Raw genomic sequence first — 17,587 nt, 5'->3', positions numbered from 1 at the left:
CAAACTCTGGGAAAAATTCATTTTACCCTAAAAATGTCAAATCTTATGCCTAAATATTAGGCATAGTCGGAATTTCTTGAGAAAAATAAGGAAATGAGCTATTTTATTGAGCTATTTTTAAAGGGGGAATTATGCAAATTCGCGCCATTCAACCAGCCCAACCCACACCATTAATTACACTGAAAAATATCAATGTGGTCTTTGAACAAAAGACAGCATTACGGGATATTAATTTCAGCATTTATCCTAATTCAATTATCACCATTGTAGGCCCAAATGGTGGGGGGAAATCGACCCTCTTGAAAACCTTATTAAAATTACAACCGCCGACATCCGGTGAGGTGATTTATAGCACCAATGTCAGAATTGGCTATGTCCCACAAAAAATTCACCTCGATCACAGCTTACCAATGACGGTTGAGCGTTTTCTGGCACTCAAAAAAGGGGTTAAAACGCAAGAAATATCAACCGCACTTGAGCAACTCTCTATCACTCATTTGAGAAAAAATAATATGCAAAAACTCTCAGGTGGGGAAATGCAACGCGTGTTATTAGCTCGTGCGATTTTGAACAAACCCAATTTACTGGTGCTAGATGAACCAACTCAAGGGGTCGATATTAATGGTCAAGCTGAACTTTATCAGCTGATTCACCGTACTCAACAAGCCTTAAATTGTGCGGTTTTAATGGTTTCCCATGATTTGCATATCGTGATGGCGGACAGTAAAGAAGTGTTGTGCATCAATCAACATATTCGCTGTGCCGGCACACCCGAAAGTTTATCGAATGATCCAACATTTATACGCCTTTGGGGCAACCAAATCTCACAAAATGTGGGCTTTTATACGCACCATCATAATCATCATCATAATATGCACGGTGATGTTTGTAGTTGCAGTGCCAATCCATCTGAATGCCAACAATAAGGAAAAATCATGTTTGAGATTTTATTTCCCGCCTTGCTTACGGGCTTACTGCTTTCCTTAATTACCGCACCACTGGGTGCTTTTGTGGTGTGGCGTAAAATGGCTTATTTTGGTGATACCCTTTCCCACTCGGCCTTGCTTGGTGTGGCGTTAGGGATTTTCCTACAAATTAATCCTTATGTTGCCATTGTAATTTTGACGATTATTCTTGCCGTATTAATGGTTTGGCTCGAAAGTAACACGCAATTTTCAGTGGATACCCTTTTAGGCATTATCGCACACAGTTGTCTTTCCCTTGGTGTGGTTACGGTTGGCTTACTTAAAAATGTCCGAGTCGATTTAATGAGTTATCTTTTTGGGGATTTACTCGCCATTAATTTTAACGATTTACCTTATATTGGTGCTGGCGTAATCATTGTATTAGGCACACTGCTTTACTTCTGGCAAGCCTTACTCTCCACCACCGTTTCGCCTGAACTTGCCCAAGTAGAAGGCATTAACATTAAAAAAATGCGATTTATCTTAATGATTTTGACCGCACTGACAATTGCATTAAGTATGAAGTTTGTCGGAGCCCTGATTATTACATCGCTCTTAATTATTCCTGCCGCAACAGCTAGACGTTTTGCTAAAACGCCTGAACAAATGGTATTTATTGCGATTTTAATCAGTATGCTTTCCGTCATTGGCGGGTTATTCCTTTCTGCCTTTTATGATACAGCGGCAGGTCCTTCTGTCGTGATTTGTTCCGCATTTTTGTTTTTGTTATCATTACTAAAAAAGGAATATTTATAATCCGCTCCAACCAGTGAAAACCATTTGCACCGCACCTTAAATCTTGATAAAGTGCGGGCAACTTTTGACGATATTTTAGGATAAGAAATGAGCCAAGAATATTTAGATTTTGAATTACCTATTGCTGAACTTGAAGCCAAAATTGAAGCGCTACGTTCAGCATCTGATGACAAAATTGATTTACACGATGAAATTAAACGCTTACAAAAGAAAAGCGATGAATTAACCAAAAAAACCTTTGCAAATCTTGATGCATGGCAGGTTTCTCGTATGGCACGTCACCCAAATCGTCCATACACGCTTGATTATATCGAACATATTTTTACTGATTTCCAAGAACTTGCAGGCGATCGTGCCTTTGCAGATGATAAAGCAATCGTAGGTGGTCTTGCTCGTTTAGATGGTCGCGCGGTAATGATTATCGGTCACCAAAAAGGTCGTACAGTAAAAGATAAAGTAACACGTAACTTTGGTATGCCAGCACCTGAAGGTTATCGTAAAGCGCTACGTTTAATGCAAATGGCTGAGCGTTTCAACTTACCTATTATTACCTTTATCGACACGCCAGGGGCTTACCCGGGTATCGGTGCGGAAGAACGTGGTCAATCTGAAGCGATTGCTCGTAACTTACGTGAAATGTCTACCTTAAAAGTACCTATTATCTGTACGGTAATCGGTGAAGGCGGTTCCGGTGGTGCATTAGCCATTGGTGTGGGAGATAAAGTGAATATGTTGCAATATTCAACTTATTCCGTTATTTCACCAGAAGGCTGTGCTTCTATCTTATGGAAAAGCGCAGAAAAAGCGTCAACCGCAGCAGAAGTCATGGGCTTAACCGCAACTCGTTTAAAAGAGTTGGGTTTAATTGATAATATCGTTCAAGAGCCATTAGGTGGTGCACATCGTAATTATCATGAAATGGCACGTAATTTAAAACAATGCCTTGTTGAAGAACTAAACGAACTCGATACCTTCGACAAAGATGGCTTATTAGAAAGACGTTATGAACGTTTAATGTCTTACGGTTATTGTTAATAAAATAGAAAAAGAGCGGTTAGTTTAACCGCTCTTTTTTGTGTTTTGAAAAAATGTTGCATGGATGCAAGAAACAGCATCAATGCCTAAAATAATATAAAAGGAGAACTCAAAATGAAAAACGTATTAGCAATCCAATCTCACGTGGTTTATGGCTTCGCTGGCAATAAATCTGCGACCTTCCCAATGCAGCTCTTAGGTGTAGATGTATGGGCACTCAATACCGTGCAATTTTCTAACCACACCCAATATGGCAAATGGACAGGCATGGTAATTCCACAAGAACAAATCGGCGAAATTGCCAACGGTTTAGATGCCATTGGAAAACTGCAAGAATGTGATGCGTTGCTTTCTGGCTATTTAGGTTCAGCTGAACAAGTTGACAAAATTATCTATGCTTTAGAAAAAATCAAAGCACGTAACCCTAATGCACTTTACTTGTGCGATCCTGTTATGCCAAATGCTGAAAAAGTCTGCGTGGTCGCCGATGGTGTACGTGAACGCTTAATTGAAAAAGCCATTCCACGTGCGGACATCATGACACCAAACCTTTCTGAGCTTCGTACACTTTCTGATTTCCCTATCAATACGTTTGACGATGTGCTCAAAGCCGCTAATGCGTTAGTTGCCAAAGGTGTGAAAAAAGTGTTGGTTAAACACTTAGGTAAAGCAGGTAAATTAAATGATCCTGATACCTTTGAAATTATTATGGCGACACCTGAAGGTGTATGGCATTTAAGTCGTCCACTTTATAAATTCTCTTTTGAACCTGTTGGTGTGGGTGATTTAATTGCGGGAACTTTCTTGGCGCATTACTTAAACTGTGGCAATGATGTTGAAGCTTTTGAAAAAATGAATAATGCTGTTGCTGGCGTAATGAAAACTACCTTTGATTTGAAATCTTACGAACTCCAACCTATTGCTGCACGTTTTGAGATCTTAAATCCAAGCACAAACTACAAAGCTGTTAAAGTTGCCTAATGGATCTTTTTTCATTATTCCAAGCTCAAATTCCAACCACCGCCAATAAGCTTCTCATTGCTTTTAGCGGTGGTTTGGATTCAACTGCACTGCTTTCTTTAATTAAAAAACTCAGCAAAAAACGACCGCACTTAAGCCTGCGAGCAATCCATATCCATCACGGATTAAGTCCGAATGCGGATGCTTGGACGGCTCATTGCCAACAACTCTGTAAACAATTTGATATTCCACTTATTATTGAAAAAGTCAAAGTGGAAATGCACGATGGCATTGAAGCGGGCGCAAGAGAAGCTCGTTATCAGGCGATTTTAAAACATATTCAGCCAGATGAATATCTTGTCACTGCACATCATTTAAATGATCAAACTGAGACCTTTTTCCTGGCGCTAAAACGCGGAGCAGGATTGCAAGGTTTAGGTGCCATGCAAAAAGAAAGCCAATTATTTGGGATGCCTATTCTACGCCCACTCCTTTCTTTTAGCCGTAATGAATTAGAAGATTACGTTCAGCAAGAAAATCTCTCTTGGGTCGAAGACGAAAGCAATCAAGATAATCATTACGATCGCAATTTCTTACGTAACCAAATTTTACCTGAAATACGCCAACGCTGGGGACATTTTGATCATGCAGTTCAGCGTGCCGCACAACATTGTTTTGAGCAACAACAACTGATCAATGAATTATTACAGACCTGCTTTGAGCAGCACATTCTTGAGGATCAAAAACAGTTTTCGCTCCTAAACTTTCTAAACTATTCATCGCAAAAACAAACCGCACTTTTGCGAATGTGGTTGGCTAAAAACCAGATTACCATGCCTACGCAGGTTCAATTAATGCATATTATTGATGATGTTATACAGGCTAAAGCAGATGCATCCCCACAATTTCAACTTGGGGAGCATATTATTCGCCGTTATCAGCAATATCTCTATTTAACGGGGAAATTTGCTGATTTGTCGAAAACTTGTCTTGATATGCCGTTAAATCAACAGATTGCCTTGCCTGATAATCTTGGAACAATTTATGCTACCCACAATGCGAAAGGCATTTTAGTGCATTGGAATAACAAACAGGTTCAACTTGCTGATACACAAGAGCCGATTCAAATACGATTTGCTTATACTGGCAAAGTAAAACGACAGCATAATCGCCCTGCCGAAACCATGAAAAAAATTTGGCAAGAGCTCGGCGTTCCGCCTTGGCAACGAAATCGTATTCCGCTCATTTTTTATGGTGAGACTTTACAAAGTGCGGTGGGTTTTTTCCGTGTTTTTCAGAACTTAGAGAAATAAAAAATAGGTGATGATTCACCCATTTTTATAATTAAGAAAAGCGTTTAAAATGCCTGCTGTAAACTCTTTCCGTAAATAAAAACCCAGTGGCAAGGTATCAATCACTTCCCCATTTTTACCAATGCCTTTTGTAATGGCTTTACTGTTTGCGCCTTTTGGACGTAGTTGCATAACTTCACCAATACGTGCCGTAATCTGATCTAACTTTCCGAGCACAATATAATCCATCAACTCTTCCCAATCTTGGCGTAATTGATGTTCTTGTTCAGTCGAAGGTTGCCATAAGATAGGTTGGCCAATATGTCGCTCACGCAACGGAATATCACGACTACCTTCAATAGGAATCCACAAGACTTTCGATAATTTATGACGAACGTGTGAGTTTTCCCAATTTACCCCTGAGTTTTGAACCAAGGGTGCAAGACTCACAAACGTGGTTTCCAACGGAAAACCTTCGGTATTAATGGGTAAGGTTTTTAATTCAATGCCTAAATGGGAAAAGTCCTGCTCTGCTTTACTGCCGGCAGTCGCCCCCAATGCGGTTTCAAGCAACATTCCAACCCAACCTTTATCACGTTTTAAATCAGGCGGAACGGGAATATTTAATTCATCTGCAAGTTCGCCAAAGGTTAACCCCGCAATAGATTGCGCTTTTTCTAATAAGGCTTGTTCGGTTTGTGGGATCATTCGTGGTATTTCTTCAATAATTTCGGTTTAACGTATTCTACGCCTTTGTCGATGTAAGGAATATTTTCTAGTTTCAATAAAAAGCGTTTTGCCGGCAATCCACCACCAAAACCAGTGATTTCACATTTTTTCCCTAATACACGATGACATGGAATAATAATACTAATGGGATTACTCCCTACTGCACCACCAACGGCACGCACCGCCTTGGGATTATTAATGCTTTCTGCTAACCCGCCATAACTCGCCGTTTTACCATAAGGAATTTGACGCAATGCTTTCCAAATCGCCTGTTGAAATGCGGTACCTTTAGGCGATAAAGGAATATCGGAGAAACTTTCTGGCTCACCATTAAAATAACGCATTAAAGCGCACCGCACTTTTTCAAAAAGCGGTAAATCTTCTCGTAAAATCCAATTTGGATTTGGCGTGGTTTGTTCTAACTCACAATCTAAATTTGTAAGATGTTCACCATCAGAAAGCATTAATAACCGACCAATTGGTGAGTCCATATAAGCATAAAAAAGTGCGGTCATTTTTCTCTCGTTTTTATGAAGTCATATAAGAAAAAAGCACACCGAACATACATTCGGTGTGCTACGTATTATGCTAAATTTTTTACAAATTAGAAACTGTAGTTTAAGTTTAAACCGTAAAGGTTAGCACTTGATTTAACTTTAAATTGACCTGATAAACCTTCTTTAAAGCTATTTTTCTTACCATGTAAGTGTGCGTATCCAAAATCAGCTGATAAGTTTGGAGTAAAACGATAGGTTGCCCCTAAGCTATACCACATACGATCTGTGTCTGGAATTGAAATTGATGGATGATTGATACTTGCATTCTTATCATAAGCAACACCTGCTCTCACTGTTAACGCTTCGGTTGCATCATAAGAGAAACCTAATGCATAACGTGAAGAATTACTGAATTTTTCATCTTTGTGGAATAAAACATTTCCGCTTTCACCATATGCAGTTAAGCTTTTCAAACGTTTCCATTCAGTATATTTATAGCTATATTGAACCGCTAATTTATCCGTTAATTTATGGAATCCAGAAAACTCCCAATAAGCTGGCAAGTGTAAGGTTAAACTACCAGGAATGTTCTCTCCTCCGGTTGCCTGAGTAATTGGCAAGGCAACGCCAGTATTTGCTAACTGGGATAATAACGCGTTATATGCTACAGGAAATTCATTTGAATAATTGCCTTTAAATTTAACGTTTACTGCGGAGTGATACGCTAAGCCCCAACGGTGATTTTCATTGAGTTTATAAGTTAAACCCGCATTCCATCCAAGACTCCATTTATCACCTTTAATTTTTGATACAGATGTATTTGCAGGTGCATTTGCTAACTGGTTAGCTACTGCAGATAACTGTGTTGCTTGAGCAACCTGGCCAGCTGCACTTAATTTTGTCGCCATTGCACCTAATTGCTGAGCAATTGCTTTACCACCGATACCTAAATGACGTTGAACTTCTGCATCAGAATAAATTGTATTTACACCAACACCAAAACTAAAGCCGTAGCCTAAATCATATGCACCACTTAAATTAAAATTTAATGCTTTTAATTCTGTTCGACCACCATATACACCAGCAGCGTATGTATCGTTATATTCAGATTTTAAACCATAATTAACGTTCATACCGCCGCCCAATGCGAAGCGATCATTTACAGGCACAACCACATACATATTAGGTATGATTGCAGTAGGAATAACGTTTTTATGATTAGCTGGTACTCCACCAATAGAACCAGTGACATCAACATCAGCATCAACAAAAACACCACCAGCAGACAACTCTGCTTTTTTAAACTCAGTCATTAATGCTGGGTTAGTTGCAACTACTGAAGCATTATCAGCAACAGCTGCATTTCCTGCATAAGCCATTCCTAGGCCTGAGGTAGAAATTTCTGCTAATTGGAATGCTGCTGCATTTGCACCGCCCGCTGCGAGTAATGTCGCTGTTGCTAATAGCGTTTTATTAAATTTTGTCATTTGGAACCTTTGTTATTAATAATAATGAAAAAATCCGCGAGATTCTAAAACTCCAATAAATGGAGTGCAAATTATTTCATACTAATTTGTAAGTGTTCCGACCAGTGGTAAATAAATGATATTTAAATTAAAAAAATGTAGTTACTTTTTCAGGTGGCTCAAAAGTGCTAAAATACGATCAATCTTAATTTTAAAATAAGGAAATCCTATGACAGTAACATGCAAAGCAGAAGAATCTCTCACTTGTAGTTGTGTTGATGTGGGGACGATTATTGACGGTTCAGATTGCTCTGTTGATATTCATCAAACCTATGCGAATAAAGCTGAAGCTGAAGCGGCACTTAATCGTTTCGTTGAAAAAGCACGCAAAACAGAAAGCGATCCTTGCGACATTAAAAGTGAAATCACAGAAACTGAAAATGGCGCCAATTTAACGGCTCGTTTTACATTTAGCTGCCAAGCTGAAGCGATGATTTTCGAATTAGCGAATCGCTAAAAACTCTTTTGAAATTGGCCGCACTTTATCATGCAAAATAAAGTGCGGTTATTTTTTTGCTTAAATCCTGATTAAATCACTATCGCAAACGTTTGCTTAATCTGATACAATCACGCCGTTTTATCATTTAACCTAAAAATATAGGACAACATTGTGAGCAAACCATCATTAAGTTATAAAGATGCAGGCGTGGATATTAATGCCGGTAACGAATTAGTTGAACGTATTAAACCACACGTAAAACGGACAACTCGCCCTGAAGTCATTGGGGGATTAGGTGGGTTTGGTGCACTATGTGCCATTCCAGGCAAATACAAAGAACCAATCCTTGTTTCCGGTACAGACGGTGTAGGAACCAAATTACGTTTAGCCATTGACTTAAAAAAACACGATACCATCGGTATTGATTTGGTTGCAATGTGTGTTAACGATTTAGTCGTACAAGGTGCAGAACCTCTATTCTTCTTAGATTACTATGCGACTGGAAAACTTGAAGTCGATGTTGCCTCTGACGTAGTAAAAGGCATTGCAGAAGGCTGTGTACAATCGGGTTGTGCATTAGTCGGCGGTGAAACTGCCGAAATGCCGGGTATGTATCACGCAGGTGATTATGACCTTGCAGGTTTCTGTGTGGGTGTGGTTGAAAAATCAGAAATCATTGATGGCAGTCAAGTTAAAACGGGTGATGCTTTAATCGCACTTGGTTCAAGTGGCCCACATTCAAACGGTTATTCTTTAATTCGTAAAGTCATTGATATTGCTGGCGTCAACCCAGCCACTGAGCAATTAGATGGTCGTCCATTAAGTGAACAAGTGCTTGCGCCGACAAAAATCTATGTAAAATCTGTTCTCGCGTTAATCAAACAAACGGAAGTCCATGCTATCGCACACTTAACGGGTGGCGGTTTCTGGGAAAATATCCCTCGTGTATTACCAAAAAATACCAAAGCGGTTATCGATGAAAGCAGTTGGGAATGGCAACCCGTGTTCAAATGGTTACAAGAAAAAGGCAACATTGAAACCTATGAAATGTACCGCACATTTAACTGTGGCGTGGGCATGGTGATTGCATTACCACAATCGCAAGTGGAAACCGCTTTAGCGATTTTAAAACAATCGGGTGAAAATGCCTGGTTAATCGGTCATATCGAAAGTGCGACAGATGACGAACCACAAGTTATCATTAAATAATTTCACTTTTCCATTTCAGGGCGAAAATTTCGAATGAAAGGTTCGCCCTTCTTTTATGTAGAATAATATGAAAAAAATTGCCGTCCTGATTTCAGGACAAGGATCGAATCTTCAAGCAATAATTGAGGCTTGTCAAACTGGGTTTATTCCAGGAAAAATTGTGACTGTCATCAGTAATAAAATCGATTCATTTGGCTTAGAACGCGCTAAAAGTGCGGGCATTCCTAGCCGAGTTTTTTTGCGCCAAGATTTTTCCTCTAATCTCGATATGGATAAGGTTATCGGTGATTATTTAGACGATCTCAATATTGATCTCATTGTGTTAGCCGGTTATATGAAAATCTTAACTAAACTATTTACACAACGTTTTGCTGGGAAAATTTTAAATATTCATCCTTCCCTTCTACCAAAATATCCTGGGTTACATACTTATCAAAGAGTACTTGAGAATGGCGACAGCGAACACGGTACGACCGTGCATTTTGTCAATGAAGAGATCGATGGCGGTGCCATTGTGTTACAAGCTAAAGTACCGATTTTCCCTGGTGATACCGTCGAGGAGATTGAACTTCGTACACGTGAACAGGAATATAATATTTATCCTTTAGTGATTAAATGGTTTATTGAAGAGCGATTAAAACTCATTGAAAATCAAGCCTATTTAGACGGTAAGCCATTACCACCGAATGGTTACGCTAATGAGTAAAGCAATATGCGATCTTGAAAAGAGTGACTCAAATCACCATTAAACAATCTGATTTTATGAAAAAAACAATAAACCCTGTATAATCGGGGTTTTATTATTGTGGGATATAATATGCAAATTAACTTTACTCAGATTTTTCAAGATAGCCTCAACTTTATGCGTAATCAGCGAAAAACCGTGCTGATTTTCATTGGGATTTTTGTCGTCACACAATTGATTAATCAATTAGTAAGCGTCCCTCTGCCAAGTTTGGGTGATAATCCTAATCCGTCACTACAGGATATTATTGATGCATTGAGCAAAGTGGAACCAACTGCACTGATTGGATCTTTTGTATTCCAACAATTGTTGATGTCTTTTATTGCGACCTTCGGTATTGCAACTATTCATCATATTAGTCAGCAAAATCAAAATCCGATTAATCAAGGTCTCATGCTGACATTGCGTCGTTTTTTAGGTGTGGTAGTTTTAGATATTTTTATGAGCTTGCCACTTCTCTTTGGCATGGTTGATGTTGTGAGTTCATTTTTAAGCAAAAATGCGCACTCCCCTCTAGCTTTTGTATCAATGGTATTTGGCTTGTTTGTCTTTGTCCGTTTATGCTTATCACCCGTGCATTATATTGCTTCCAATCAATCTATCGGGCAAAGTGCTTTACAAGTGTGGCGTGCGGGTGTTAAACGTAATGGCATATTGATTATTTATGCTTTGATCACTTATTTACTTCTACCTTTATTAGTGAATAGCGTTGGTGCAATCCTAGGTACATCATTTCTAAGTGTGATTTTTGGCATTTTGGTAGCATTATTTCAAATATTTATTTTGGTATTTACTTACCGTTTTTACAGCTTATTTATGAAGGCTTAATATGAAACAACTTCTTGAATTTATTCCGCTTGTTCTCTTTTTCATCACCTACAAAATGTTTGGTGTGCGTGAAGCGGCGATTGTCTTAGTGATCGCGACCATCATTCAGATGGTTGTACTAAAACTGAAATATGGCATGATTGAGAAACAACAAAAAATCATGGCGATTGCTGTCGTCTTTTTTGGTTTGCTCACTGCCTATTTCAATGAAATCAAATATCTACAATGGAAAGTCACGATTATTAATGCCTTATTTGCCATTGTTTTATTGGTTGCACAATTCCAATTCAATACACCACTGGTGAAAAAGTTATTAGGCAAAGAAATCCAATTACCGGATAATGTGTGGAACAAATTGAATTTAGGCTGGGCAGGATTTTTCATTCTGTGTATGCTTGTAAATATTTATATCAGCCAAAATATGTCTGAAGATGCTTGGGTTGATTTCAAATCTTTTGGTTTACTTGGTATGACCTTTGTTGCAACAATCGTCAGCGGCGCTTATATTTACCGTTACTTACCTAAAGATGATCAAAAAAATGATGAGGAAAAATAATGGTTTCAAATCTTACAGATAAAGAAGGTCGTCAATCTAAAGGCGTATTATTACTACGCACCTTGGCTATGCCTTCAGATACCAACGCCAACGGCGATATTTTCGGTGGCTGGATTATGTCACAAATGGATATGGGCGGAGCAATTCTAGCGAAAGAAATCGCTCATGGCCGTGTGGTCACTGTTGCTGTTGAAAGTATGAACTTCATCAAACCTATTGCTGTCGGTGACGTGGTATGTTGTTATGGTCAATGCCTCAGCGTAGGTCGCTCTTCTATTAAAATTAAAGTAGAAGTATGGGTGAAAAAAGTGGCGAGCGAACCAATTGGGGAACGTTATTGCGTGACAGAGGCCGTATTTACCTTTGTGGCTGTTGGGAAAGATGGCAAAGCTCGCGGGATTCCTCGCGAAGGCAATCTTGAATTAGAACGTGCGTTAGCCACCATCGAAGAATTACAATTAAGTTGTTAAAAGGAAAAATGATGTATTACGTGATTTTTGCCCAAGATATTCCTGGCACTTTAGAAAAACGCCTTGCTGTACGTGAGCAGCATCTCGCTCGCTTAAAACAATTACAAGCAGAAGGTCGTTTATTAACCGCCGGTCCCAATCCAGCCATTGACGATGAAAATCCAGGTGAAGCTGGCTTTACCGGCTCAACTGTGATTGCTCAATTCGAAAGCCTGTCTGCAGCAAAAGACTGGGCGGCACAAGATCCTTATGTTGAAGCTGGCGTTTACGGTGATGTAATTGTGAAACCTTTCAAAAAAGTTTTCTAAATAAAACGAACTCTACACTCAAAGACGGATCTAAATATCCGTCTTTCTCTTTATATGGAATCTCCTATGCGAGCACTTAAACACACGACAATTTCGTTATTAATTTTAACCGCAATTTCAGGCTCAGCTTTGGCTAATCAGCATGCCCATAAAAGCAAAAATGAAACGGTGCCACAAATTAATCTTGCAGAAGAACAAGCCAAATGGGCACAGCAACAGCACGCTCATGAATTAAAGTTGATTGAACAACGCGCGACTTTTCTGCAATTAGAGTCGCTCCTAAAAAGTGCGGTCAAAAATAATCATGTTTCTAATAATGCCAAATTATTTCTTGGGCTTATTGATTCTTTAAAAGGTTATCCATTGCAAACTGATGCTATAGTTGCTTATTTGGATGCTCGTGTAAAAACCGTTAACCGCGATACGCCTCGTGAAGAAGTGAATGCATTGAGAACAGACATTGAACAATTTATTCAGCAACATTCCTCTCATTTTCTACGTGGAAAATTAGAACAAAGTATTTTTACGTTATTCACCAATGCTGAAGATACTCAAGCTCTCGCCAAACTCACGCCTAATAATTTGGAAACACAAATTGCCGTGCTTACAGCAAAATATCAACTAGAAGCGACTAATAGCACCCAGGCGATAGAAAACGCTTCAAATGATAAGGATAAATCGGCTATTTTGTCTGAGTATGAAAAACTTTGGCTCAACAATGCAGAGCTTCCGAATGATGCTCAGCTGTGGGCTGCTTGGTATTCACAGGGTGGCCGTACTCCAGAAAAAATCTATCAAAAAGCTGAAATGCTCTTCAGTAAAAATGATGCGAAAGGATTAGAAATACTCGCTAAAGAGTTAGAAAAAATTGAGAACGCTAAAGAAGATGAGCAAGTAGCCGCTCATTTAGCGCTCTATCAGGATCTCTTAAAAAATCCAGCCAATTTGAAAACACTCGCTGAGAAATTGCCATTAATCGATGGTAATACGAATAAAATCACCAATAAATTTGTCGTAGTGCTAGGTTTTGCTCGTTATCTGCGTACTATTCCAGAAAATATGAATGAGCCAACATTCACCCCTTACGAGCAATGGGCGAAGACTTGGCAATTAAACGAAACTGAATTACGTGATTGGAAAATCGCCTTTATTAGCCGTTTCTTTGATAACGAAAGCCCCAACTTTGTGCAATGGCGCGATCAAGAAATCCTAAAACTGAATGCCGATAACCTCATTGAACGTCGTTTGCGTACGGCTATTTGGCAAAAAACGGATTTATTAGGTTGGTTGAATGCCCTTTCCAATGAAGCGAAGCAAAAACAAGAATGGCGTTATTGGATGGGGAAAGCACTCGAAAAAGAGAATGTCACAAAAGCCAAAGAAATATTCTCTGAATTAAGCAACGAACGCGGATTCTACCCAATGTTAGCGACAGCAAAATTATATCCTGAAAATCGTGGCGCAGGATATGATTTCGGTCAAGCAGAATTATATGTCGCGCGGAGTATTTCCGATCCCTACTGGGCACATGAATATAAAAAATTTCAACCAGAGCTCGCAGAAATTGCTGAATTACGTCAATTAGATCGATTAGGCGCTGCCAAACAACGTTGGCGTTTTCTGTTAGAAAAATTATCGCAAGAAGAACAACTACAGATTGCTTTAAGCCAATATGCGAATGAACAAAATTGGTTTGAATTAGGTGTGGATGGGTCGATTATTGCGAAAGCATGGGATTATATCGGATTACGTTTACCAAATGCTTATAGTCAATATTTTGATATTGCTCTCAGTAATGTGAGTCTCAGCGAAACGGAACCTCAAGCGATTGTGGATAATCGTGTCACCAAAACTTTTGCGATGGCCATTGCTCGCCAAGAAAGTGCGTGGAATCCAATGGCACAATCTTCCGCAAATGCGCGAGGATTAATGCAGCTATTACCAAGTACCGCGCAAAAAACGGCAGAAAATCAGCAACTTCCTTATAACGGTGAGTTAGATTTATTCAAACCGCTTAATAATATTTTACTCGGTACGGCGCACTTAAATGAGCTGAATGCTAAATATCCAAACAATCGCATTTTGATCGCCTCTGCCTATAATGCGGGAGCAAGCCGTGTAGAAAAATGGCTTGCGAGAGCCAATGGCAAATTGGCTATGGATGAATTTATTGCCTCCATTCCGTTCTTTGAAACACGAGGTTATGTTCAAAACGTATTAACTTACGATTTTTACTATCAACACCTACAAGACAAAGAAAAATTACAAACCTTTAGCAAAGAGGAATACGATCGGCTATACTAGTCGCACTAGTTTAATAGTATAGGATTGTTGATATGTATATTAGTCGCAATTTAGAACAATGGAATGCTTTCCTCGCGACCTTGCAAACCGCATTTGAGCAAGGCAAAGCACAAGATTTATTAACGCTTCTGCTCACGCCAGATGAGCGTGATGCAGTGGGTTTACGTTTACAAATCGTGGCTCAGTTATTGGATAAGAATCTCTCCCAACGAGAGATTCAACAGAATCTCAATACCAGTGCAGCAACCATTACGCGTGGTTCTAATATGCTCAAAACAATGGATCCGGATTTTATAAACTGGGTGAAAAGCCAACTCAATGAGCAAACTGCAAAAAACTAAGCGAATTCTGACCGCACTTTTACATCTTTTTCGCCCCTCTTGGTGGAAAAAAAATTGGCAACGGGTTGCGTGGCGTTTTTCTCTCGCAATCCTGGCATTTTTCATTTGCTTCCGCTTTATCCCTGTTCCCTTCTCTGCCTATATGGCACAGCAAAAAATCGGGCACTTATTACAGTTGGATTTCAGCTATTCAATCAAATACGATTGGGTGAGCCTTGATGAAATCTCACCGAATATGCAACTTGCAGTGATTGCCGCTGAAGATCAGAAATTCCCCCACCATTGGGGCTTTGATTTTGAGGCGATTCAAAAGGCCTTTAAATTTAATGAAAAATCTCAAAGAACCAGAGGTGCTTCAACGATTTCTCAACAAACCGCGAAAAACCTCGTTCTCTGGCATGGACAAAGTTGGTTTCGTAAAGGGTTAGAAGTTCCCACAACGGCATTAATGGAAATCTTTTGGTCCAAAGAACGCATTTTAGAAGTGTATTTGAACATCGCAGAATTTGGTAATGGCATCTTTGGTGTGGAAGCAGCTAGTCGCTATTATTTCAAAAAATCGGCGAAGAATTTAACTCAATCAGAAGCGGCATTACTCGCAGCGGTTTTACCAAACCCTATCATCTATAAAGTGAATAAGCCTAGTGCGTTAGTTCGTAAAAAACAAAGTTGGATTATGCGACAAATGAATGGATTAGGCTTGAATTATCTAAAAGAAATGTAGATTTGCCATAAAGAAAAAACCTTGAAACTCACTTTAAGTTTCAAGGTTTTAAATTTGGTGGAGATAATCGGGATCGAACCGACGACCTCTTGAATGCCATTCAAGCGCTCTCCCAACTGAGCTATATCCCCAAATAACGCAAGCTATGATAAATTTCGGCTGATAAACTGTCAATATTGAAATAATCAAATCCTGCTTATCAGCCTAAATATTAAGCGTTTTGAGATTTAATAAAATCAATGGCACGTTGGATACGTGCTAACACACGTTCACGGCCAATACCCACTAATGTCACATCCATAGAAGGTGATTGGCCTGAGCCTGTTACTGCTACGCGTAATGGCATCCCGACTTTACCCATCCCCACTTCTAATTCAGCCGCGGTTTGTTCAATCGCTTCATGCGTAGAATGTAAATCCCAGGTAGAAAGTGCGGTCAATTTTTCTTTTACTTTTTCAAGTGGTTCAATCGCTGCTGCTTTAAAGTGTTTCTTCACTGCTGCTTCATCAAAGCTTTCAAACTCTTCGAAGAAATAATGGCTTGCTGATGCCATTTCTTTTAAGGTTTTACAACGTTCTGCAAGCATCGTCACAATTTCAGTTAGCGCTGGACCATTTGATGTATCAATACCTTGATCTTTATAGTGCCATGCAAGGTGTTTTGCCACATATTCAGGTGGTAATTCACGAATATAGTGGTGATTTAACCACAATAATTTTTCTGTGTTAAATGCACTTGCAGATTTACTCACGTGATCTAATTCGAAGAATTTAATCATTTCTTCACGTGTAAAGATCTCTTGGTCACCATGGCCCCAACCTAAACGAACAAGATAATTGATTAAGGCTTCTGGTAAATAACCGTCATCACGATATTGCATCACACTTACCGCACCATGACGTTTTGAGAGTTTTTGGCCATCATCACCATTAATCATGGAAACGTGCGCATATACTGGAATTGGTGCGCCTAACGCTTTTAAGATATTAATTTGACGCGGGGTGTTGTTAATATGGTCTTCACCACGCACAACATGAGTAATGCCCATATCCCAGTCATCCACTACCACACAGAAGTTGTAGGTTGGTGAACCATCGGTACGACGAATAATTAAATCATCTAATTCACTGTTGCTGATTTCAATACGACCACGCACTGCATCATCAAACACGACAGAACCTTCTGTTGGGTTTTTAAAACGTACAACATGTGGCTCACCAGCTACATGATTGTGATCATCCAAACAATGACGATCATAACGTGGTTTTTCTTTGTTTTGCTCTTGTGTATGACGTAATTCTTCTAAGCGTTCTTTAGAGCAATAACAACGATAAGCCAAGCCTTGCTCAATCATTTCATCAATCACTTGATTGTAACGATCAAAGCGTTTGGTTTGATAATAAGGACCGTGTTCCCAAGCAAGGTTTAACCACTCCATTCCTTCAATGATTGCCGCTGTTGCTTCCGGTGTAGAACGCTCTAAATCGGTATCTTCAATACGTAATACAAACTCACCGTTATTATGTTTTGCAAACAACCAAGAATAAAGAGCTGTACGTGCGCCCCCCACGTGCAAATAACCTGTTGGGCTTGGGGCAAAACGCGTACGTACTTTTACATTTGGATCTAATTCAAAAGGAGGATCAATTTTCATTTTCTTAATAACCTATTCATTTACAAAAATTACCTTTATTTTACTACGACTTGCGTGACTTCTAAATAAAAAATCTGATTTTATGCCTATTTTTGCAACAACTAGACGCTTTTTCATAAAAATATATTGACTGAAATCTCATTATACTTATAATGCCAATCCACAACGTTAAGGGCGATTAGCTCAGTTGGGAGAGCACCTCCCTTACAAGGAGGGGGTCACTGGTTCGAGACCGGTATCGCCCACCAC

At 39.3% G+C, this 17,587-nt stretch carries 19 protein-coding genes and 2 tRNA genes; 16 read left to right on the top strand and 5 right to left on the bottom strand.

Features of this window, described 5'->3' with window-relative positions; all coding sequences use genetic code 11:
* The first annotated feature begins 131 nt into the window (after positions 1-131).
* The 5 genes from znuC to tilS all read left to right on the top strand — a co-directional run bounded on the left by znuC (position 132) and on the right by tilS (position 5,029).
* A complete protein-coding gene (gene znuC, locus QP437_RS09170; RefSeq protein ID WP_070775687.1) occupies positions 132-926 on the top strand; it encodes a zinc ABC transporter ATP-binding protein ZnuC in 795 nt (264 codons plus the stop codon).
* A 9-nt stretch (positions 927-935) separates the two neighbouring features.
* Positions 936-1,721 (top strand): zinc ABC transporter permease subunit ZnuB, encoded by a 786-nt coding sequence (znuB, locus tag QP437_RS09165; protein WP_070775686.1) that lies wholly within the window; start codon positions 936-938, stop codon positions 1,719-1,721.
* Positions 1,722-1,808: 87 nt separating this feature from the next.
* Positions 1,809-2,756 (top strand): acetyl-CoA carboxylase carboxyl transferase subunit alpha, encoded by a 948-nt coding sequence (gene accA, locus QP437_RS09160; protein ID WP_070775685.1) that lies wholly within the window; start codon positions 1,809-1,811, stop codon positions 2,754-2,756.
* A 114-nt stretch (positions 2,757-2,870) separates the two neighbouring features.
* Positions 2,871-3,737 (top strand): pyridoxal kinase, encoded by an 867-nt coding sequence (gene pdxY / locus QP437_RS09155; RefSeq protein WP_005696722.1) that lies wholly within the window; start codon positions 2,871-2,873, stop codon positions 3,735-3,737.
* Entirely contained in the window at positions 3,737-5,029 is a 1,293-nt protein-coding gene (gene tilS / locus QP437_RS09150) for a tRNA lysidine(34) synthetase TilS (protein ID WP_285267632.1), read from the top strand. Before pdxY ends, tilS begins: the two co-directional genes overlap by 1 nt.
* A 15-nt stretch (positions 5,030-5,044) precedes the next feature.
* Here the strand turns inward: tilS and mutH are convergent, their stop codons facing one another.
* The 3 genes from mutH to QP437_RS09135 form a co-directional block, all read right to left on the bottom strand.
* Positions 5,045-5,716, bottom strand: a complete 672-nt coding sequence (gene mutH / locus QP437_RS09145) for a DNA mismatch repair endonuclease MutH (RefSeq protein WP_049376461.1) — start codon at positions 5,714-5,716, stop codon at positions 5,045-5,047.
* The gene (locus QP437_RS09140) at positions 5,713-6,252 is read right to left on the bottom strand and encodes a methylated-DNA--[protein]-cysteine S-methyltransferase (protein ID WP_014064877.1); all 540 of its coding nucleotides are present in this window, start codon (positions 6,250-6,252) and stop codon (positions 5,713-5,715) included. Before QP437_RS09140 ends, mutH begins: the two co-directional genes overlap by 4 nt.
* An 89-nt stretch (positions 6,253-6,341) precedes the next feature.
* Entirely contained in the window at positions 6,342-7,721 is a 1,380-nt protein-coding gene (locus QP437_RS09135; protein ID WP_285267631.1) for an outer membrane protein transport protein, read from the bottom strand.
* 208 nt (positions 7,722-7,929) lie between these two features.
* On the opposite strand from QP437_RS09135, the gene QP437_RS09130 reads away from it, so the two are divergent.
* The 10 genes from QP437_RS09130 to mtgA all read left to right on the top strand — a co-directional run bounded on the left by QP437_RS09130 (position 7,930) and on the right by mtgA (position 15,684).
* Positions 7,930-8,217 (top strand): YfcZ/YiiS family protein, encoded by a 288-nt coding sequence (locus QP437_RS09130; protein WP_049383144.1) that lies wholly within the window; start codon positions 7,930-7,932, stop codon positions 8,215-8,217.
* A gap of 153 nt (positions 8,218-8,370) precedes the next feature.
* Positions 8,371-9,408: a phosphoribosylformylglycinamidine cyclo-ligase gene (gene purM / locus QP437_RS09125; protein ID WP_285267630.1), complete on the top strand. Its 1,038-nt coding sequence runs from the start codon at positions 8,371-8,373 to the stop codon at positions 9,406-9,408.
* Between the two features lie 67 nt (positions 9,409-9,475).
* Positions 9,476-10,114, top strand: coding sequence for a phosphoribosylglycinamide formyltransferase (gene purN, locus QP437_RS09120; RefSeq protein ID WP_285267629.1), 639 nt, complete (start codon positions 9,476-9,478; stop codon positions 10,112-10,114).
* Positions 10,115-10,270: 156 nt separating this feature from the next.
* Positions 10,271-10,981: a beta-methylgalactoside transporter gene (locus tag QP437_RS09115; RefSeq protein ID WP_285267628.1), complete on the top strand. Its 711-nt coding sequence runs from the start codon at positions 10,271-10,273 to the stop codon at positions 10,979-10,981.
* A 1-nt stretch (position 10,982) separates the two neighbouring features.
* Positions 10,983-11,537: a septation protein A gene (locus QP437_RS09110; RefSeq protein ID WP_285267627.1), complete on the top strand. Its 555-nt coding sequence runs from the start codon at positions 10,983-10,985 to the stop codon at positions 11,535-11,537.
* Positions 11,537-12,007 (top strand): acyl-CoA thioester hydrolase YciA, encoded by a 471-nt coding sequence (yciA, locus tag QP437_RS09105; RefSeq protein WP_285267626.1) that lies wholly within the window; start codon positions 11,537-11,539, stop codon positions 12,005-12,007. Before QP437_RS09110 ends, yciA begins: the two co-directional genes overlap by 1 nt.
* Before the next feature lie 11 nt (positions 12,008-12,018).
* Entirely contained in the window at positions 12,019-12,315 is a 297-nt protein-coding gene (locus QP437_RS09100) for a YciI family protein (protein WP_049368043.1), read from the top strand.
* 66 nt (positions 12,316-12,381) lie between these two features.
* Complete coding sequence (locus QP437_RS09095) at positions 12,382-14,619, top strand: transglycosylase SLT domain-containing protein (RefSeq protein WP_285267625.1); 2,238 nt, start codon at positions 12,382-12,384, stop codon at positions 14,617-14,619.
* Positions 14,620-14,651: 32 nt separating this feature from the next.
* Positions 14,652-14,960 carry a trp operon repressor gene (trpR, locus tag QP437_RS09090; RefSeq protein WP_285267624.1) on the top strand — a complete coding sequence of 103 codons (309 nt, stop codon included), beginning with the start codon at positions 14,652-14,654 and terminating at the stop codon, positions 14,958-14,960.
* Positions 14,938-15,684: a monofunctional biosynthetic peptidoglycan transglycosylase gene (gene mtgA / locus QP437_RS09085; RefSeq protein ID WP_285267623.1), complete on the top strand. Its 747-nt coding sequence runs from the start codon at positions 14,938-14,940 to the stop codon at positions 15,682-15,684. Before trpR ends, mtgA begins: the two co-directional genes overlap by 23 nt.
* 55 nt (positions 15,685-15,739) lie before the next feature.
* On the opposite strand, the gene QP437_RS09080 is transcribed toward mtgA, so the two are convergent.
* Both QP437_RS09080 and gltX read right to left on the bottom strand, forming a co-directional pair.
* A tRNA-Ala gene (locus tag QP437_RS09080) sits at positions 15,740-15,815 on the bottom strand.
* An 80-nt stretch (positions 15,816-15,895) separates the two neighbouring features.
* Entirely contained in the window at positions 15,896-17,338 is a 1,443-nt protein-coding gene (gltX, locus tag QP437_RS09075) for a glutamate--tRNA ligase (RefSeq protein WP_285267622.1), read from the bottom strand.
* Between the two features lie 172 nt (positions 17,339-17,510).
* Between gltX and QP437_RS09070 the strand changes: the two genes are divergently transcribed.
* Positions 17,511-17,586, top strand: a tRNA-Val gene (locus tag QP437_RS09070).
* Position 17,587 lies beyond the last annotated feature (1 nt).

Source organism: Haemophilus sp. UMB1048 (genome assembly GCF_030218125.1).
Lineage (GTDB): Bacteria > Pseudomonadota > Gammaproteobacteria > Enterobacterales > Pasteurellaceae > Haemophilus_D.
The sequence above is the reverse complement of the archived record's forward strand: the minus strand, read 5'-3'. Positions and strand labels throughout refer to the sequence as shown.